The following is a 16,877-nucleotide window of genomic DNA, read 5'->3' as shown; positions in this document are numbered from 1 at the left end:
GCTAAAACTTCTTCTTTGTCTGGACATAGTAATGAATCCTCTCTTTCGTATTGATTTTAGTATATCAGATTCATTAAAAATTGTCCGAAAAAGTGTCTTAATTTATGAGACCATTATATTCATCGGATGCCTTTAAATTCAATATGAAATCGGGCCAGCTTGCGGACAATGTGCTTGCCTAGTGCGTACTCACACAAATCCTCTCCCTACAAAAAATATCTGTAAGGTTTTTCTGATTTGACAGTCTTATATATAGAGCGATAATAATAAGGCAGCCTGCTTACAAATACAGCAAACAAAGTACCCTCGCACAGGAAGGGGGCCATGATATGCCCGAAATAGAAGAAATTTATCTGAAATACTTCAATTCTGTATTCCAATATATTCGTCAATTGTCCGGTGGAGACGAGACCATTGCCGAAGACATTACAAGCGAAACCTTTTTCAAGGCCATGCGCTCCTTAGATCACTTCCGGGGTGACTGTGATGTGCGGGTTTGGCTGTTTCAAATTGCTAAAAACTGCTATTACTCATATCGAAAGCGGCAAAACAAAGCACTGTGTGTCAATGCTGAAGGCCTGGAAACATACCCCTCGGAAGAACTTCCTCTGGATGAACAAGTTATACGGCAGGAAAGTGCTCACCGCATACAAAAAATATCTCATTCACTTCATTTCCCCTACAAAGAGGTCTTTATGTGGAGAGTGCTCGGCGATCTCAGTTTTAAGGAAATTGGCTCATTATTCAACAAATCAGAGAACTGGGCTTGTGTTACGTATCATCGAGCAAAGACAACGATTCGAAAAAGAATGGAGCGTGGTCAAAGGTGAAGTTTTGTAGTGTTGTTAAGGATCTTCTCCCCCTATATATTGAGGAAATGCTAAGTGAGGATACCACAGCATTTGTTCAGGAACATCTCGAACACTGTCCAGAGTGCCGCAAAGAGATGGAGTGCATGAACATGCCCATGATACCATCCCTACAAACCGACATATCTCCCCTCATCAACTTGAAAAAGAAACTATTTCGAAAGAAATTTCAGAGCATCATCCTTTCCGTTGCCCTAGTTTTATCCCTTGCAATTTCCCTGTTTGCTTATCTAACCGCCCCTAAATACTTCCCCTTTACATCAAATCTCTTATCCATTGAAGAGAGCAGAGATGGCAGTATAACCATTCTATTCGACGAAAAGGTGACTGGGTATACCTTGTATGAAACCCCATCGGAGAACGATGACTCTACCGTATATAGTCTGGAAGTGTGGACGACTACTTGGGATAACCTGTTTCAAGACCGTGGCACACAGGCCGTTGTCATTGGATCCAACGATGAAAACCCCTTCTCCGTTTATTATATACAAAATCACAGTCAATCCGGAAAGTCCGCAGAAAACATCCTGCTCTACGGCTCTCACAATTCATCTTCTGGCGGTTTGATTTCCTTGCCAGGATTGTCTCTTTGGTACCTTTTCCTTTTGTCTGCTGCTTTATTTGTGGTGTTTGGCGTTATTTTACTTGTGTTCAAAAGAAATGACTGTGCCAAACTCTGGCTCAAAAAACTGCTGCTTCTCCCCTTTTCTTATATGGTCGGCCATGTTTTCGTCATGGGATTTAACGCTTCCAGTTATTCTGAGCAGCGTGATTTCTCCCTCATCATTCTCATTGCAACACTGCTGTTTTGCGCCTTGCTTCTAATCCTTGACACACACCAACTCAGAAAGGAAATTCGTGAAATGGAGGGTTGAAAATGAAGAGGAAAAACTGTATCACCTTGATATGTTCTCTACTCATTCTTTCCGCCATTGGCCTTGGCCTGTCCATTATATACTCGGATTACTTATACAGTCCTACAGGATCCTTGGACACCTTGCAGGTCATGAGCAGCTCAGAGTCATTGGAGAATAGCTCAGTGACATCCGTAAGCGATGTGCAGCTCTTGCAAAACATCGAACAATGGGCCGAAAAAAACAACGCAACCATCCTATTTAAGAGCGGCCTTCTGGCTGGCTGTGGATTCTGTGGTTATTCTGATTGGGCCAATCAATTTCTCCATATTAGCACCCTTTCAAATACGGAAGACGGAATTTATATTGCCGACGACCCTGACATTCAGGCCGCATACGTACAAAATAATATCTTTTTGCCCGGGAGTGCCGGCTTAGAAATCAAGGGCACGTATGACACCACTGCGCTGCCCCCCATTCTAAATCATGTAGATTTTCTCTATCCGCTATCCATTTCTTCGGTTGTGTCGGGCATGTATTTTACAGATGCAACCGATATACAATCGCTCATTGAACTCTTTGAATCAAATGGATACTCTGTGGTCTCTACTCGTCAGGCCAACACTTTGTCATTGGGCCAGTTGCTGCTACGCCTCATCACCGACAGCATTCTATCTCAGGCAGTTCTTCTGGCACTGGGGGGACTCATGTTCTGCTTTGTCTACGGTATTCTTATGTCATATAGGGACAATGCGCACAGACTATGGGTGCATCATCTATTTGGTTTATCCAAAAAGGGAATTCTGGCTGGAATTCTCACGCTGTCCTTGGGCATGATCCTCATCTCTGCACTGCTGTTTTCTGCAATCTTGTACCGTGGTTTGACCTATCTTTCCATCACCGATTTGCGTCGCATCTTCATTGGGGCACTGATCCTATCCTGTGTTTTGACCATATTGGTCAATGGCATTGGATATTTCCGACTCCTACGGCAGTTCAGAAAGCGAGGCGCGTAACATGAAACTTCTCAAACAAGTATTTTCAGATCTTACCAAAGAGTTGGGCTGGGTGGTTTTCTATGGTTTCTTGACTGCGATCGTACTTATGGTATTTATCCTAATTGGTTTGAGTTATAGCCTTGTGGCCTCACAAGACTCCGCGATTCGTAGATTCACAGAAAATAACATTACACTGACACAACTAAGAAGTACAACGTACAATACAGCCCCGAAATTAGAAAGCCTTTTCTTCAACCCGAAACAAGCAGAAACCTTGGACGAGTATTATCTTGACGTATTTTCAGAGCAGGGCAATGCAGGTACCTATGTGATCATGCCTGGCCGCTGTGGCTATCAGCAAGTTATTCTCCTGCTGGGTGTGTATGCAGATTTAACTTCATTTACCAGAAATTCATCAGATGCTGTTACATTTGCCGTTTCGTATGACAAAAAAGAGTTCGCTCCACACACAATTGAATTTAACGGAATTGAATATCCACTGTATATCGCCCCCGCTGACATGGAGGTATATCATCCTTTGTTTTATATGAACGCCAGTTCTGGAATGTTGAAAAATACCCTTTTTGTTTTTTCTCGTGACTTCCATGCAATCAAGGAGATTTTCCCATCCTCTCAATATACGGAACTACAAGGAAATCCATATGCAAATCGCCTGATCTTCCAGGCTCCTACCAGCCAAGATATCACTCGTATGCGCAATGTCATCACCCAAAGTACAGGTGAGTACGTCACTGTACAAACCATATCTGACTTTTTAAAAAGTTCCACAGAAAGCGGAGTCAGAACTCATCAGACCTACTTGTTGTTCTACCTAATGGCCTCTTGCGTACTATTAGGCGCAATGCTCATCAACATTTACAGAGTATTAAAACGGAAACTTTCAGAATACGCAACCCATCATCTTTTTGGCGCTCCATCTTCTTTTATTTTCGCCAGAATGTTTCTATTTGTGCTCCTCTACCACGTCATCCCATTGGCAGGCGTCCTCTTCATCATGTCAGTAAACCAGCTCGCAACCCCACAAAATCTCTTTGTGACATTTCTCGCCGTATTCATAATCCTGTTCTCTATCACCAGCGTTTGCTATCGCCACTTTCGAGCATTGTTCTTACAGGGATTAAGGAGGGAATGATATGCCGACTATCACAGCTCATAGTATTTGCAAAAGCTACCATACCAATCACTACACGGTAAAAGCAGTGGATCACGTTGACTTTACCGTTTCAGGAAACGAATCTGTCGCCATTGTGGGGCCATCCGGTTCCGGCAAGTCCACGCTTCTCAATATGCTGGGTATGATATTACCGCCTGATGAGGGCTCCTTACAAATTGACGGACAAGACATCACCCTATTGGGGGATCGTAAAAAGAGTGCTTTTCGAAACCATACATTTGGATACGTCGTGCAAGACTTTGCTCTGCTGGATGATGAAACAGTTTACAGCAATATTCGTCTGCCCCTACTCTACAACAAAGTAATCAGGCGTTCTGAACACAGAAAGCGCATTTATCATGCGGCTGAAGCTCTGGGAATTTCGGATAAGCTTCGCAGAAAAGCCGGAAAACTCTCTGGGGGCGAACGGCAGCGCGTAGCAATCGCCCGATCCATTGTGTGTGATCAACCTATCATCTTAGCCGATGAACCAACGGGCTCTTTAGATGCCGACAATAAAGAAAATGTCATGACGATTCTCATGCGTCTCTGCAAAGAGGAAAACAAAATGGTCATCATTGTTACCCATGACATGGATGTCGCAAAGCAATGCGATAGAATTGTTTCCATGCGTGACGGGAAAATTATATAACCCTGGTCTGATGTTAGACGTCTCGCCATGCTGGGACACGGTTACCCTCCCCATCCGCCAAGAAGCCACATAGCGGCTTACAGGTGGCAACGAGGCGGGAAAGTAGCACTGCCCACCAAAGTTGTAAACACTGCACTGCCATGGTACACTGATTACAGAAAATGATGCCGCTTTTATTTCTTCAACCCCCATGGTATAATATTTTTAGAAGCACACTGACCACAAAAGGAGGTATGCAGGTATGTCTGAACAAATTTACTCCCTGAATGAGATTTCTGCGGTGGTATTGACCTTGCTGAAAAAGTATCATGCAGAGCGGGCCATCTTGTTTGGCTCCTACGCCCGACAAGAGGCGGATGCTTCCTCGGACATTGATTTGATCGTTGTTGGTGGTAAGAATTTCGACCCTACCGATGTGCTGTGCATTGCAGAGGAACTACACATGACACTGAACAAGCCCGTTGATGTGTTTGAGCTTAGGGAAATCAATCCTGATTCCACCTTCTATGACACCATTATGGGGGAGGGCGTGCAAATCGCATGAAGTACAGTGACGAGCAACGAATCACCAAGATTCAGGAAACCACCGAGAAATTGCTGAACTACATCAGCCGGGAAAACATTACCCCCGAACGAATCTTTCACGAGGAGCCCATCCAATGGGCGGTGACAACTCCCCTGTACAACATCGGGGAACACGTGGCCAACCTGACCGCCGAGTTCAAACAGGAACACAACACCATCCCGTGGGTGAAAATTGCCGGACTGAGACATCGGCTGGTTCACCACTACGAGGACACCAACTGGACGGTCATCTGCGCCATTATCTATGATGTCCTTCCAAAGTTCCTGGAGGAGCTAAAACAGCTTTGACCCAAACCCTGACCCATACGGGCTCTGGACTGTGTGGCGCCAACGAAACACACAGGACCAAACAGCATCCCCCACCCCAGCGAACAGGGCTAAAAAGCCCCCAACGGAGCCAAAATCACTGACGATCCGCAGCTCATAACCCGGAGGTCGTAGGTTCAAATCCTGCCCCCGCAACCATAAATCCCAGATGCGTAAGCATCTGGGGTTTCCTTTTTCTCTATTCACTCTTCACTATTCACTAACTTTACCAGGATTTCAGAACTTTTTTGTGGTTTCAACTTTTGGCGGTTCCCCCTCTTTCCCCCGCATAATCCCCGCCAAACTTGCTTGACCCAAACCGTGACCCATACGGGAGTTTGGAGCGGTTAGGGAGCAGTCGATTTCTCGGATGCCCCCTGCGGAGTAATATTATTCTGTTGCAACATCCTCTACGGAAACGGGATTTGCTTCGTATACAATTTCCAAAGCTCCACCTATGGTATCGAAGGCTTTTAATTTTGTCAGATCATCTTCCGCATTGGAAGAGACCGTAATATGAAGCCGATACGGATTTTCGTACACAGCAGAAGAAGAAACAAATGGCAACTCTCCATTGCTCATTGCTGTGCTTACTTTAGCTTGTAATTCGGTGATATATTCCAATGTAATAGTTCCATTAGAAGTTTCCATATCACCATGCTCTGTTCCATCTTCAGCAGGAGTGTTGGGTCCTACCTCATGGTAGGTATCCTCATCGACTGGGGCATCAATGATGTTGTTTGTTTCCTCAGTTCCTTTTACCCCTTCTTTTACATAAAACTCATATGTTCCCTTTACTTCTACAATGCAAATGGAGTCATCGGTTGGGAATTTGGTGAAATGATAGACCGTTTTGCCTACGATACTTTCCTCCTGACTATCACCAACAATACCCATAACGTCTCCCAAATTGTCAGCAGTAATTTTATATGTGTTTTCCTCAGTCAATCCTGTTGCGTTTTCATCTACAATTCCAAATGCTCTACGTTGCGAAAAGGAAATCGGAAAATAGATAACATCACTCCCCTCCATCGTAAATCCATAAGCAGTTTCCGGTTCCACTACGGGCGGGGTCGTAGGAGGATTGTTGCCAATAAAGTGGGGAAGTGTAAATATGCCTGCTGCGATCAAACATATGCAAGCAGCCATGGCCCCCCATGTAATCCAACGAGGCTTTTTTGCTTTTTTCTTATAGTTAAGGGCTTCATCCACATATTTTGTATCAAGCTCGCTCATAGCGTCGGAAAACTTTTTCGCATTCATGCAAACACCTCTCTTTCAATCAAATATTGTTTCATCTTCTGGCGGATTCGACTGAGCCGGACGGAGACACTTTTCTCCGAAAGTCCAACAAACTCGGCTATGTCCTTATAGCTATCGGAAAACCAATAGCGGCGCATGAAAATAACACGGTTTTCCGGGGTCATCGTATCCAAAAATTTTTCAATGGTTCTGGCAAGTTCTTTAACTTCCATTTCATCTTCTACGTTTTTGGAATCCGCAATGCAGGCTTCTATTTCTTCTAAGGCAACCGTATAGAGACCGCCTCGCTTGGTTGCTTTCTTGGCCCAGTATGTTTTCAATGAAATATTCCGAACAATTTTAACGATGTAGGACAACAGAGGTTTTGGTTTTGTCGGAGGAATGGCATTCCATGCGCCTAAATAGGCATCATTGACACATTCCTCTGCATCCTGCCTATTGTTGAGAATATTGTACGAGAGAGCATAACAAGTTTTCCCGTATTTCCTGTCCAGTTCCCGTATTCCCTGCTCTGACCGTTCAAAAAACAGTTCTATGATTTTATCGTCATCCACTAATTTCACCGCCTCCTTTCCAGCCTCACTTATATACTACGATTTTAGCGGCGAATACTACATTAATTTCAAAATTGTATCGGCAGAAATTATACCACAGCTTTTGTGTCAACAGGCACTGCCTCTGTGGACAAATCACATTTTGTACCAAGAGCCACCTGAATTTTGCAATTCTGGTGGCTCTACTTTATTTCTCTATACTTTTTTGCAGTCAGTTCTAAATCGTCCCCGCCAGCACACTCCCCATGATCTGCGCTGCCTGTCTCTGGGCGGCACTGGTAATGTGGGCATAGGTGTCCAGGGTGAAGCCTGCGGAGAAGTGGCCCAGCATTCCGGACACCGTTTTCACATCCACCCCGTTTTGCAATGCCAGGGTGGCGAAGGTGTGGCGCAAGTCGTGGAACCGCACCTTGGGCAATCCTGCCCGTTTCAGCACCCGATGGAGCATATGCAACACACTGTCCGGGGAAATCGGCCCGCCATTGGAGGACGGGAATACCCAAGGGCTGTTGCCCACTTTTCTTCTCTGTTCTCTCAGAACGCTTACCGTATCCTCTGCCAGTGGCAGAGTACGGTAGGCGTTCTTTGTTTTCAGGGGAGCCTCCACCACTCCCCCGTTGATCCGGGAGACTTGCCGCCGTACCCGGAGGTCACCCCGTTCCAAATCAATATCTTCCCATTTCAACCCCAGCAATTCGCCCCGCCGCAGACCTGTGGCCAGCTCTAGATAGTACAGCTCAAACACGCCGCTCTCCCTGGCCTCCCGGAAAAAGGAGGCCAGCTGCACCGTGGTCAGGGTTTTCATCTCCTGGTGTTCCACCCGGGGCAGGGCGCAGCCCTCGGCTGGATTGGTGAGAATCAGACGCTGCTCTTGGGCTAACTTTAGGGCAGAGGATAGAATTTGGTGGATATTCCGCACCGTCTTGGCGCTGAGACCTTTGGGCTGTCCCTTGGCTTCCACCCGGTCTACCCTGCCCTGGGCCAGCAGCTTTTTGTAGAACTTCTGCAAGTCCAGAGAAGTGAGCTTTTCCAGCGGAATGTCTCCGATGTTGGGCCGGATGTGGTTTTGAATGTAGCCCTGGTAGGTCTGATGGGAGGAGGGCCGGACTTTGATCTTGGCATAGTCCTGGAACCACACCTCCATCCACTCCCCCACCGTGTACTTCCCCGCCTTGGTGATGTCCAGCGCTTGGGCTTCTCCGATGGCCTGTTTCAGCTTCTCTTTGACCTCTGCCTGGGTCTTGCCCAGCACGTTCTTATAGATGGCTTTCCCGGTTTCCGGGTCATGCCCTGCGGTATATCGGCCTTCCCAGCGTCCGTCTTTTCGCTTGCGGATGCTGCCTTCGCCGTTGGCTCGTTTTTTAGCCATGTGTGTCGCCTCCTTTGTAACGACACAGCATACCACGGAAATCTCAAATAGCCAGGGGACACAGGCAGAGTTATCAGAATAGTAACAATTTGTCCTGTGCATGATCTTTGTTAACGCTGTACTATTTTCAATCATCCATGCAAATGATGTTTTTTCGTACCGTTAAAGTCCAAATGTTTTGGGTGACAGATTAATTCCCAACATTTCACCGAATCCCAGTGCCCACTTGATAAAGTTATAGGACACAGAAGTAATGATATTCCCTGAACGTATGTATCCCTCTGGGATAGGCTCTCTGATGTTATCGTCCCATCCTTTCATCAAGGACAGTTCCTCACTGGTGTACCCCTCATCTGCTAATTCCTTTTGATTTACGCCTGCCATGAAAGGCTTTCCCCCCAACATACCGGCCTTCAGCAGAAGTAGAGGAGCAATGGAAATTGCACCAATGGGCATACCATCGAATTTCTTGATAAAAGACAGGATTGCTTCGTCCTCGATGACGTCTCTGATATCCAAGGCCCCTGGCAAAAGCAGGCTATCATACTCTTCCAAGTTCAACTGGTCCATGCTTCTTTCCGGCATGACCATCAGCCCCTCTTCGCTTCGCACAGGGACAAGTGATTTGGCAAAAATGGCAATAGGCTTTTCTGCAATAGCCAGCATTTCCAACGCTGGTGCAATTTCAAAATTGCAGAATTGGTCATAAATCAATACCGCCGTTTTCTTCATACGTGTCCCCCATCTCCAAAATCTTGTTAACACCGCTTCAAATGTGGCATTGATTGACCTCCATTTCATAAAGTGCCATAGATGCCCCATTGGGATAGTCAATGATGTCCACAATTTTATAGCCAGCATTCAGGTAAATCTTCCTAACCACCTTCTCGTCCAGTCCAGTATCCAAGCGGATATACTGGATGCCACGCTGGCGACATTCTTCCCGAATTGCTTCTGTAACCAACTTTGTCATACCCAGCCCTGCAAACTTTCGACGCACACAAAATTTGTGCAGGTATGCAGCTTCATATTTCGGTGCATTGGGCCAATATTCCGCATCTGTCCATTGTAGAATGAACGAACAGGCTACCTCACCGTCAATCACTCCAACACAGAAATTTTCCGGCTGTGCATCGGAGGTGATTAGCTCCTGCTGCGTCAGCCATTCATCTGGCCAGACCCGGAATCCCTGCTTTCGCCCCCAGGATGCAACCTCTCGCATCACGGCAATTGCGGTTTCTACTTCATCAAATCGAATCTTTATTTTGTTTACGTCCAACGAAACAATTGTGGTTTCAGCCCTGGCCATATTGTTCCCTCCAAACACTTCTTGCTTTTTATTCTACCAAAGCCCCCCATTTCCGACAAGAGTTGCTCCTCGTTCTGCTCCTCTTCCTCTGCAGAAGAGCCTTTTATCTTTGTTTAGCAACGCAAATCCTGAGCCACGAAACAGCCACAACCCCTGTAAATTTGTTGCGGCTCTAAGGATACAGGGAATCACGCCAGCCTTCGGCCACTATTTTCTCGTTTACAACGCCCTGTTTGACACCTATGAAAATGCCCGCACTGCGGGCATTTGTGGTCGGAGAGGGGGCGGTCACGCCCCCTCTCCTTTCTCCTGCTTTTCTTTCGTCGGCTTTCCGCTGCCCCGAAAATCGGCCCAACTTCGCCCCGGAAGCCCTGCTGGGGCAGTTACCTTCCCCATCCACCAAGAGGGCACACAGCGGCTCACAATGGGTTACAAGACCAGCAATCGTAGAATTGCTAGTACCACCGTTTTTTACGCCATACACTATACGCATAATTTTAATATTATGCCCTATTGTTCTCAGGGGGATCTACATACAACAAGTACAGAACAAAAATCTTGAAATAAATGCAACACAATATTGCGGTAAAATAAAAGTCTCTATTTATTGATACAAACAGTGTATTTATAGACCGAGTGTTATACTGCACAAATACGTTAATTTTGTAGATGTAGTTGACGCATTTTAAAAAAAAGCATATAATTATTTTGGGCCTAAAAGGGGGTCATCACAAATTGTTTAAATATGTTCTGCAGCCTTTAGAGCAGAAACTATATGTTTTCTTGCCTAATAAACTCAAATTCAATTGTGATTTTTTAAATGCAACCGCTGAGCTGTTGTATTACATAGAAAACGCCCCGTGTTCGCAAGTCTTTTTTCACTGTAAAGAGAAAATAGGTTACGATAAGCTTAGCAAAGCCTATCTTTATAATGTTATGAATTACGTCAGGCGCAAAAAGAAAGCTTTTTGGAACCCAGCTTTAGAATCAACGATTCAATCCACAGTGCGTCGCAAAAAAGGCGGAGAAACCAATCTTGAGATTGATCTTTTGGAAAGATTATCTTCTGATGAACTAAATCTGTATAGCTTTCAAGGAGACATCGAGATTCAACAGCCTGTTAACTCATTAACCAAGGCCATGGTGGATAAAAGCCTGACTATCAACGAAACAGAAGTAAGAGAATTCCTCTCCACTACGATTGGGGAGATATTTTCTAATTCCATCAATCATAGCGAACAAGAAACAACATATTTCATGTTTGATGTTGTATATGAAAATGAAAAATTTTTTCTGTATGTTAATATCGTTGATTATGGTTCTACAATTGTCGGAAATGTTGGTGCGCATTTGGCGAGAACACACGGCATAGAATTAGATAGTGCCAGTTGTATTAGCTGGGCAATTGAACCGGGCAATACAACCCGAGGTGGTTCTGGCGGATATGGGTTGCCAACTTTGATTAATTATATTAAAGCAGTAGATGGTGATCTATTTATTTTCTCAGGTAATGCGTATTACCGATTAGAACATGGAAATACTGAAATCAGTAAAGCAGATAGATGTTTATTCCCAGGAACAAGTGTAACATTCAAGGTAGAATTATTTAGGACAACAGGTATTCTAAAATATGACTCACAACACAAGCAGTTAGTTTGTATTGACCTGGATAGCATATAAGGAGGAGCATTTGGTGATTGTGAAAATATCTGATTATACGAAAGGTGATACAGCAACTTCCTATGAGAACGGAAGACAGTGTTTGGAACAAATCTTAACTGTTATCGATGAACACGAGAAAATTGAGTTGGATTTTTCCGGTGTAGATTTTGTAATCACCGCATTTTTAAACCCTGTAATAGGGGATTTGATCTTAAAAAAAGGTCCTTCCGTTATGAAAAAAGTCTCCATTATAAACGCAAATGCAAATACAATTCAGAAAATAAAAATGGTTAAGGATGGAGCTTTATTGAAACGAGAGGATTTGATTGACTAATGGTCTTTTTTGACACCTGCATATGGATTGAGCTCTGTTGCACCATGGTGCCAAGCAATCCTACTCAACAGGCACAAGCACAAAAGGCATCACAATTGTTAGCGAACGTGCAGCAGCAAAACGAGCAGATTGTTACATGCAACGAACAACTTATAGAGGTTATTTCTGCTATTCAGAAGGTCAAAATGCGTGAATATAACAAAATTTCCAAACCTGGTGTGGGAAATCTAAAAGAATATCGAAACACATCTGATTTTGCAAGCGCGAAGGCACTATGTGCTCAAGCAGTGGCAGATATATCACATCTGTCGACTAAATGTGAGTTGCAGCCGTATCAAATAAACGATGTGTTAGCCCGCCTTCATTTGGTAGATATGAACGATTATCTTTATTATCAGCATTGCATTGCACAGAAAATCGATTTTTACACATTTGATGGCGATTTTGCAAATTTGGATGCCGCCCCTCAGATTCACATTCTTTGAGTTATATTTCGAGGAAAGTCATTCAGTGAATTGGTAATTGTAGATTCTCATCAAGCTAGCAGAAAATGTATCATCATTCACTAGGATACTTATAGTGACCCAAACCCTGACCCATACGGGTTCTGGACTATGCGGAGCCAACGAAACACCCAGGGCCAAACAGCATACGCATTCCGAGAGAAAAGGGCTAAAAAGCCCCCAATAGAACCAAAATGGCCCCCGATCCGCAGCTCATAACCCGGAGGTCGTAGGTTCAAATCCTGCCCCCGCAACCATAAATCCCAGATGCTTTCGCATTTGGGATTTCCTTTTTACCTCTTCACTTTTCACTATTCACTAACTTTACCAGGATTCCAGGACTTTTTCGGTGGTTTAGGTTTGTGGCGCTTTTCCTCTCTCGTCGGCATCAAAGCGCCGACAGAGAGGCTTGACCCAAACGCTGACCCATACGGGAGTTTGGAGCGGTTAGGGGTGGAGATATGGAGGTTTTCACTTCGACTGCCTCAACAAGATCTGTCACCCCTCGCCAAATGTTCTTTCTGGTATAGAAATTGTCGTGGTTACATGTTAAGATTTCGTTTATATTAAAATTTGCAGTAGAAGGAAGTGCTCACAGAGATGGAAATCGAGTTTCAGCATCAAAATATAGCGTTGCGAGTATGCATGGTAATTCCTCTTTGGTTTATTTTAGCTTTTATTGAGTACTTCTTTTGGGGAGACACAATCAATCCATTCTTGTTCATTCTCATTTCCGCCATCATTATGGCTTTTCTTGCACCAATATTATTCAAAACTGTGTACGGAACCTTTTCTTTCCTTATCTTTCATACAGGAAAAGCATGTTTCTTTGATGAAACTATCGTTTTTGTATTTAACAAAAGAACAAAGACGATAGATAAAAGCACGGTTTCTAATGCCCATTATGAACAAATTTCATTATATGGAGTTAAAATTGACAAAATTAGCATTGAATACACCATTAGAGGAAGACATAAAGCGCTTTCACTGTACTCGCCAGATGTCGTTGACAGTGACAGAGACAGAGAGTTTTTTCTAATTTCTCAGCAACTCACCCTGCTTGGAAATAAGTAGGAAATTATATCGCTATGTTCGGGCAGGGGTTTCCATGTCTAGTGACGATCTGCACCCTACCCAAACATATTTTACGAGAAACTGCTATATATTTTGGAATTTTCCTCGTCCAAAGACTTGCAAGGAAATATGAAGTGTTCACGTCTCAATCGTCCCCGCCAGCACACTCCCCATCGTCTGCGCTGCCTGTCTCTGTGCTGCGCTGGTGATATGGGCGTAGGTGTCCAGGGTGAATCCTGCCGAGAAGTGGCCCAGCATTCCAGATACGGTTTTCACGTCCACCCCGTTTTGCAGCACCAGGGTAGCGAAGGTGTGTCGCAAGTCGTGGAACCGCACCTTGGGCAGTCCTGCCCGTTTCAGCACCCGGTGGAGCATATGCAGCACGCTGTCCGGGGAGGTCGGCCCGCCGTTGGGGGAGGGGAACACCCAGGGGCTATTGCCCACTTTTCTCCTCTGTTCTTTCAGAACGCTTACCGTATCCTCTGCCAGCGGCAGGATACGGTAAGCGTTTTTGGTTTTTAGTGGCGCTTCCACCACTTCCCCGTTGATGCGGGAGACCTGCCGCCGTACCCGGAGGTCACCCCGTTCCAAATCAATATCCTCCCATTTCAGCCCCAGCAATTCACCTCGCCGCAGGCCTGTGGCCAGTTCCAGGTAATACAGCTCAAACACGCCGCTCTCCCTGGCCTCCCGGAAGAAGGAGGCCAGCTGCACCGTAGTCAGGGTCTTCATTTCCCGGTGTTCCACACGGGGCAGGGCGCAGCCCTCGGCTGGATTGGTGAGGATCAGTCTCTGCTCTTGGGCTAACTTTAGGGCAGAAGATAGAATTTGATGGATGTTCCGCACCGTCTTGGCGCTGAGGCCCTTGGGCTGCCCCTTGGCCTCCAGCCGGTCTACCCTGCCCTGGGCCAGCAGTTTCTTGTAGAACTTCTGCAAGTCCAGAGAAGTGAGCTTTTCCAGCGGAATCTCTCCGATGTTGGGCCTGATGTGGTTGTGGATGTAGCCCTGGTAGGTCTGGTGGGAGGAGGGACGAACTTTGATCTTGGCATAGTCCTGGAACCATACCTCCATCCACTCCCCCACTGTGTACTTCCCCGCCTTGGTCACATCCAGAGCTTGGGTTTCCTCAATGGCCTGTTTCAGCTTCTCCTTGACCTCTGCCTGACTTCTGCCCAGCACATTCTTGTAGATGGCTTTCCCCGTCTCCGGGTCATGCCCTGCCGTGTATCGACCTTCCCAGCGTCCGTCTTTTCGCTTGCGGATGCTGCCTTCACCGTTGGCTCGTTTCTTTGCCATGTGTGTCGCCTCCTTTGCAACGACACAGCATACCACAGAATTCTGAAATAGCCAGGGGACACAGGCAGAGTTAAGAGAAAGTTATCAATTTGCAACATAGCTTTTCATTGTTAACACTGTGCTAGTTTTGGCAAGTGCCTTTTCTTTGTTTATGTGGCGCAAATCCTGAGCTACTATGTTGCAAGCCAGCCACAACCCCTGTAAATTTGTTGCGGCTCTAAGGATACAGGGAATCACGCCAGCCTTTGGCCATGATTTTCTCGTTTACAACGCCCTATTTGACCCCTATGAAAATGCCCGCACTGCGGGCATTTGTGGCCGGAGAGGGGGCGGTCACGCCCCCTCTCCTTTCTCCTGCTTTTCTTTCGTCGACTGCTCTCTGCCCTGAAAATCGGCCAAAATCCCCGCGAGAGGCCTTGCTGGGGCGGTTACCCTCCCCATCCGCCAAGAGGCCACACAGCGGCTCACAGTGGAAATGGGGCGTGAAAGTTTCTCTGCCTCCTGAGTTGTAAACACGGCACTGTCATGGTACACTGGTTTCAGGCAATGCGGCCTATATCTCCCCTAGTATTCTATTTGTGACGAGGCCGTCTCCGCCTAACCCAATCCGCGACCTATACATAATCCAGATCAGACAGAATTAATTGAGAGGAGAATGTAATTTGGCTAAGTGTGCTGTCTGTGGTCGAAAAGGTCTGTTCTTGAAACTAAACAACCAAGGGCTATGCTCGCAATGTGAACTTGCAAAAAAAGAGTCCGCTCAGCAAGAAGAGCTGCGAAAGAAAGAGGAAATTCGACAAAAAAGAGAAGATTTTTTGAAGTGCAAATTATTCCAAGCACAACAGGAACTAGACAACCTCCCACATCACAATATCGTGATTTCCGATGAAAAAAGAGTTCGACAAAAAGGATTTGAGGAAGTATCCTTCTCAAATATTACTCCAAAAGGCAAATACAACGAATTCGTTGTGTTCGACACAGAAACAACGGGTCTTGCTCCATTTAGAGACCGAATCGTTGAAATTGCCGCAATTCGCTTTGTTAATGGCTCTGCTATTGAAATATTCGAAACTTTAGTTAATCCAGGAAAGAATATTCCTGACGAAGTGTCCAGCATAAATCACATCACAAATGAGATGGTTTCTAATGCTCCTACAATTTCTCAGGTTTTCCCTGCATTCGAGAGTTTTGTCGGCAGCAGCCCCTTAGTGGCCCACAATTTGGAATTTGACCTCAAATTTCTATATTATTCCGGTAGTTATATAACAAGGGATAAAAGAAAATACTTCGATACACTTGAGCAAGCAAAAAAGCTACTGAAAAAACCCAGAGTAAAATATGACCGAGAGTACGATATATGGGAAACAGATTATGAGAGCGACTATGACGTAGAAGATTACAAGCTGGAAACTCTTTGTGACTACTATAATATCATAATTCCCTATCAACATCGAGCTGCTTCTGACGCACTGGCAACAGGAAAATTATTTTTGAGTCTAGTTGATGAAAAACAAAACAGGTAACTACAGCGAAACGCGAAAAGCCTTAAAACTTCGTTTTACCATCTTATTGATGACATTAAAACTGCTCCTACAATGCGGTAAAATCACTTTTCAGAACTTAACCTAGACATTTTTCCGTGCGAGAGCTTCAGCTCTAGCTGGTTCAGGTCTTCTTTGACGAGTCCATCTCCGCCTGACCCAAACCCTGACCCATACGGGGTTTGGACGGTACGGAGCCAACGCAACACACAGGGCCAAACAGCATCCAGCACCCCAGCAAACAGGGCTAAAAAGCGCCCAACGGAGCCAGAATCACCAACGATCCGCAGCTCATAACCCGGAGGTCGTAGGTTCAAATCCTGCCCCCGCAACCATAAAACCCAGATGCGAAAGCATCTGGGTTTTCCTTTTTCCCTATTCACTCTTCACTTTTCACTTATTTCTCCCGGATTTTATATAATGGTCTCATAAATTAAGACACTTTTTCGGACAATTTTTAATGAATCTGATATACTAAAATCAATACGAAAGAGAGGATTCATTACTATGTCCAGACAAAGAAGAAGTTTTAGC

At 45.3% G+C, this 16,877-nt stretch carries 18 protein-coding genes; 12 read left to right on the top strand and 6 right to left on the bottom strand.

Annotation, left to right across the window (positions count from 1 at the left end):
* The first annotated feature begins 329 nt into the window (after nucleotides 1–329).
* The 7 genes from B5G37_RS13105 (at nucleotide 330) to B5G37_RS13075 (ending at nucleotide 5,420) form a co-directional block, all read left to right on the top strand.
* Nucleotides 330–830, top strand: a complete 501-nt coding sequence (locus B5G37_RS13105; protein ID WP_087258470.1) for a sigma-70 family RNA polymerase sigma factor — start codon at nucleotides 330–332, stop codon at nucleotides 828–830.
* Nucleotides 831–955: 125 nt separating this feature from the next.
* Nucleotides 956–1,744: a hypothetical protein gene (locus B5G37_RS13100; protein ID WP_242962891.1), complete on the top strand. Its 789-nt coding sequence runs from the start codon at nucleotides 956–958 to the stop codon at nucleotides 1,742–1,744.
* A 164-nt stretch (nucleotides 1,745–1,908) separates the two neighbouring features.
* The gene (locus B5G37_RS13095) at nucleotides 1,909–2,739 is read left to right on the top strand and encodes a hypothetical protein (protein ID WP_143482953.1); all 831 of its coding nucleotides are present in this window, start codon (nucleotides 1,909–1,911) and stop codon (nucleotides 2,737–2,739) included.
* Between the two features lies 1 nt (nucleotide 2,740).
* Nucleotides 2,741–3,874, top strand: coding sequence for a hypothetical protein (locus B5G37_RS13090; RefSeq protein ID WP_087258460.1), 1,134 nt, complete (start codon nucleotides 2,741–2,743; stop codon nucleotides 3,872–3,874).
* Nucleotide 3,875: 1 nt separating this feature from the next.
* Nucleotides 3,876–4,547, top strand: a complete 672-nt coding sequence (locus B5G37_RS13085; RefSeq protein WP_087258457.1) for an ABC transporter ATP-binding protein — start codon at nucleotides 3,876–3,878, stop codon at nucleotides 4,545–4,547.
* 241 nt (nucleotides 4,548–4,788) lie between these two features.
* Entirely contained in the window at nucleotides 4,789–5,091 is a 303-nt protein-coding gene (locus B5G37_RS13080; protein ID WP_242954931.1) for a nucleotidyltransferase domain-containing protein, read from the top strand.
* Nucleotides 5,088–5,420, top strand: a complete 333-nt coding sequence (locus B5G37_RS13075; protein WP_087233536.1) for a HepT-like ribonuclease domain-containing protein — start codon at nucleotides 5,088–5,090, stop codon at nucleotides 5,418–5,420. Before B5G37_RS13080 ends, B5G37_RS13075 begins: the two co-directional genes overlap by 4 nt.
* 408 nt (nucleotides 5,421–5,828) lie before the next feature.
* On the opposite strand, the gene B5G37_RS15050 is transcribed toward B5G37_RS13075, so the two are convergent.
* From B5G37_RS15050 to B5G37_RS13050, 5 genes are all read right to left on the bottom strand, one after another.
* Nucleotides 5,829–6,701 (bottom strand): solute carrier organic anion transporter, encoded by an 873-nt coding sequence (locus B5G37_RS15050; protein ID WP_143482952.1) that lies wholly within the window; start codon nucleotides 6,699–6,701, stop codon nucleotides 5,829–5,831.
* Nucleotides 6,698–7,264, bottom strand: coding sequence for a sigma-70 family RNA polymerase sigma factor (locus B5G37_RS13065; RefSeq protein ID WP_087258454.1), 567 nt, complete (start codon nucleotides 7,262–7,264; stop codon nucleotides 6,698–6,700). The genes B5G37_RS15050 and B5G37_RS13065 overlap by 4 nt, the downstream gene beginning before the upstream one ends.
* 208 nt (nucleotides 7,265–7,472) lie before the next feature.
* Nucleotides 7,473–8,624 (bottom strand): site-specific integrase, encoded by a 1,152-nt coding sequence (locus B5G37_RS13060; RefSeq protein WP_087258451.1) that lies wholly within the window; start codon nucleotides 8,622–8,624, stop codon nucleotides 7,473–7,475.
* 162 nt (nucleotides 8,625–8,786) lie between these two features.
* Entirely contained in the window at nucleotides 8,787–9,356 is a 570-nt protein-coding gene (locus B5G37_RS13055) for a DJ-1/PfpI family protein (protein ID WP_087258448.1), read from the bottom strand.
* A gap of 37 nt (nucleotides 9,357–9,393) precedes the next feature.
* Nucleotides 9,394–9,933: a GNAT family N-acetyltransferase gene (locus B5G37_RS13050; RefSeq protein WP_087258445.1), complete on the bottom strand. Its 540-nt coding sequence runs from the start codon at nucleotides 9,931–9,933 to the stop codon at nucleotides 9,394–9,396.
* A gap of 735 nt (nucleotides 9,934–10,668) precedes the next feature.
* Here B5G37_RS13050 and B5G37_RS13045 point away from each other — a divergent pair.
* The 4 genes from B5G37_RS13045 to B5G37_RS13030 all read left to right on the top strand — a co-directional run bounded on the left by B5G37_RS13045 (nucleotide 10,669) and on the right by B5G37_RS13030 (nucleotide 13,506).
* Nucleotides 10,669–11,613, top strand: coding sequence for a hypothetical protein (locus tag B5G37_RS13045; protein ID WP_087258443.1), 945 nt, complete (start codon nucleotides 10,669–10,671; stop codon nucleotides 11,611–11,613).
* A gap of 13 nt (nucleotides 11,614–11,626) precedes the next feature.
* Complete coding sequence (locus B5G37_RS13040; RefSeq protein ID WP_158099427.1) at nucleotides 11,627–11,929, top strand: STAS-like domain-containing protein; 303 nt, start codon at nucleotides 11,627–11,629, stop codon at nucleotides 11,927–11,929.
* Nucleotides 11,929–12,414, top strand: coding sequence for a PIN domain-containing protein (locus B5G37_RS13035; RefSeq protein WP_087258437.1), 486 nt, complete (start codon nucleotides 11,929–11,931; stop codon nucleotides 12,412–12,414). The genes B5G37_RS13040 and B5G37_RS13035 overlap by 1 nt, the downstream gene beginning before the upstream one ends.
* 618 nt (nucleotides 12,415–13,032) lie before the next feature.
* A complete protein-coding gene (locus tag B5G37_RS13030) occupies nucleotides 13,033–13,506 on the top strand; it encodes a hypothetical protein (RefSeq protein ID WP_087233533.1) in 474 nt (157 codons plus the stop codon).
* Nucleotides 13,507–13,644: 138 nt separating this feature from the next.
* Here the strand turns inward: B5G37_RS13030 and B5G37_RS13025 are convergent, their stop codons facing one another.
* On the bottom strand, nucleotides 13,645–14,802 hold the full coding sequence (locus B5G37_RS13025) for a site-specific integrase (protein ID WP_087258434.1): 1,158 nt from the start codon (nucleotides 14,800–14,802) through the stop codon (nucleotides 13,645–13,647).
* 662 nt (nucleotides 14,803–15,464) lie between these two features.
* Between B5G37_RS13025 and B5G37_RS13020 the strand changes: the two genes are divergently transcribed.
* Nucleotides 15,465–16,325: a 3'-5' exonuclease gene (locus B5G37_RS13020; protein WP_158099426.1), complete on the top strand. Its 861-nt coding sequence runs from the start codon at nucleotides 15,465–15,467 to the stop codon at nucleotides 16,323–16,325.
* The last annotated feature ends 552 nt before the right edge of the window (nucleotides 16,326–16,877 follow it).

This window comes from Pseudoflavonifractor sp. An85 (genome assembly GCF_002161235.1).
Lineage (GTDB): Bacteria > Bacillota > Clostridia > Oscillospirales > Oscillospiraceae > Enterenecus.
Note: the sequence above shows the minus strand (reverse complement) of the source record. Positions and strands in the feature narration are given on the sequence as shown.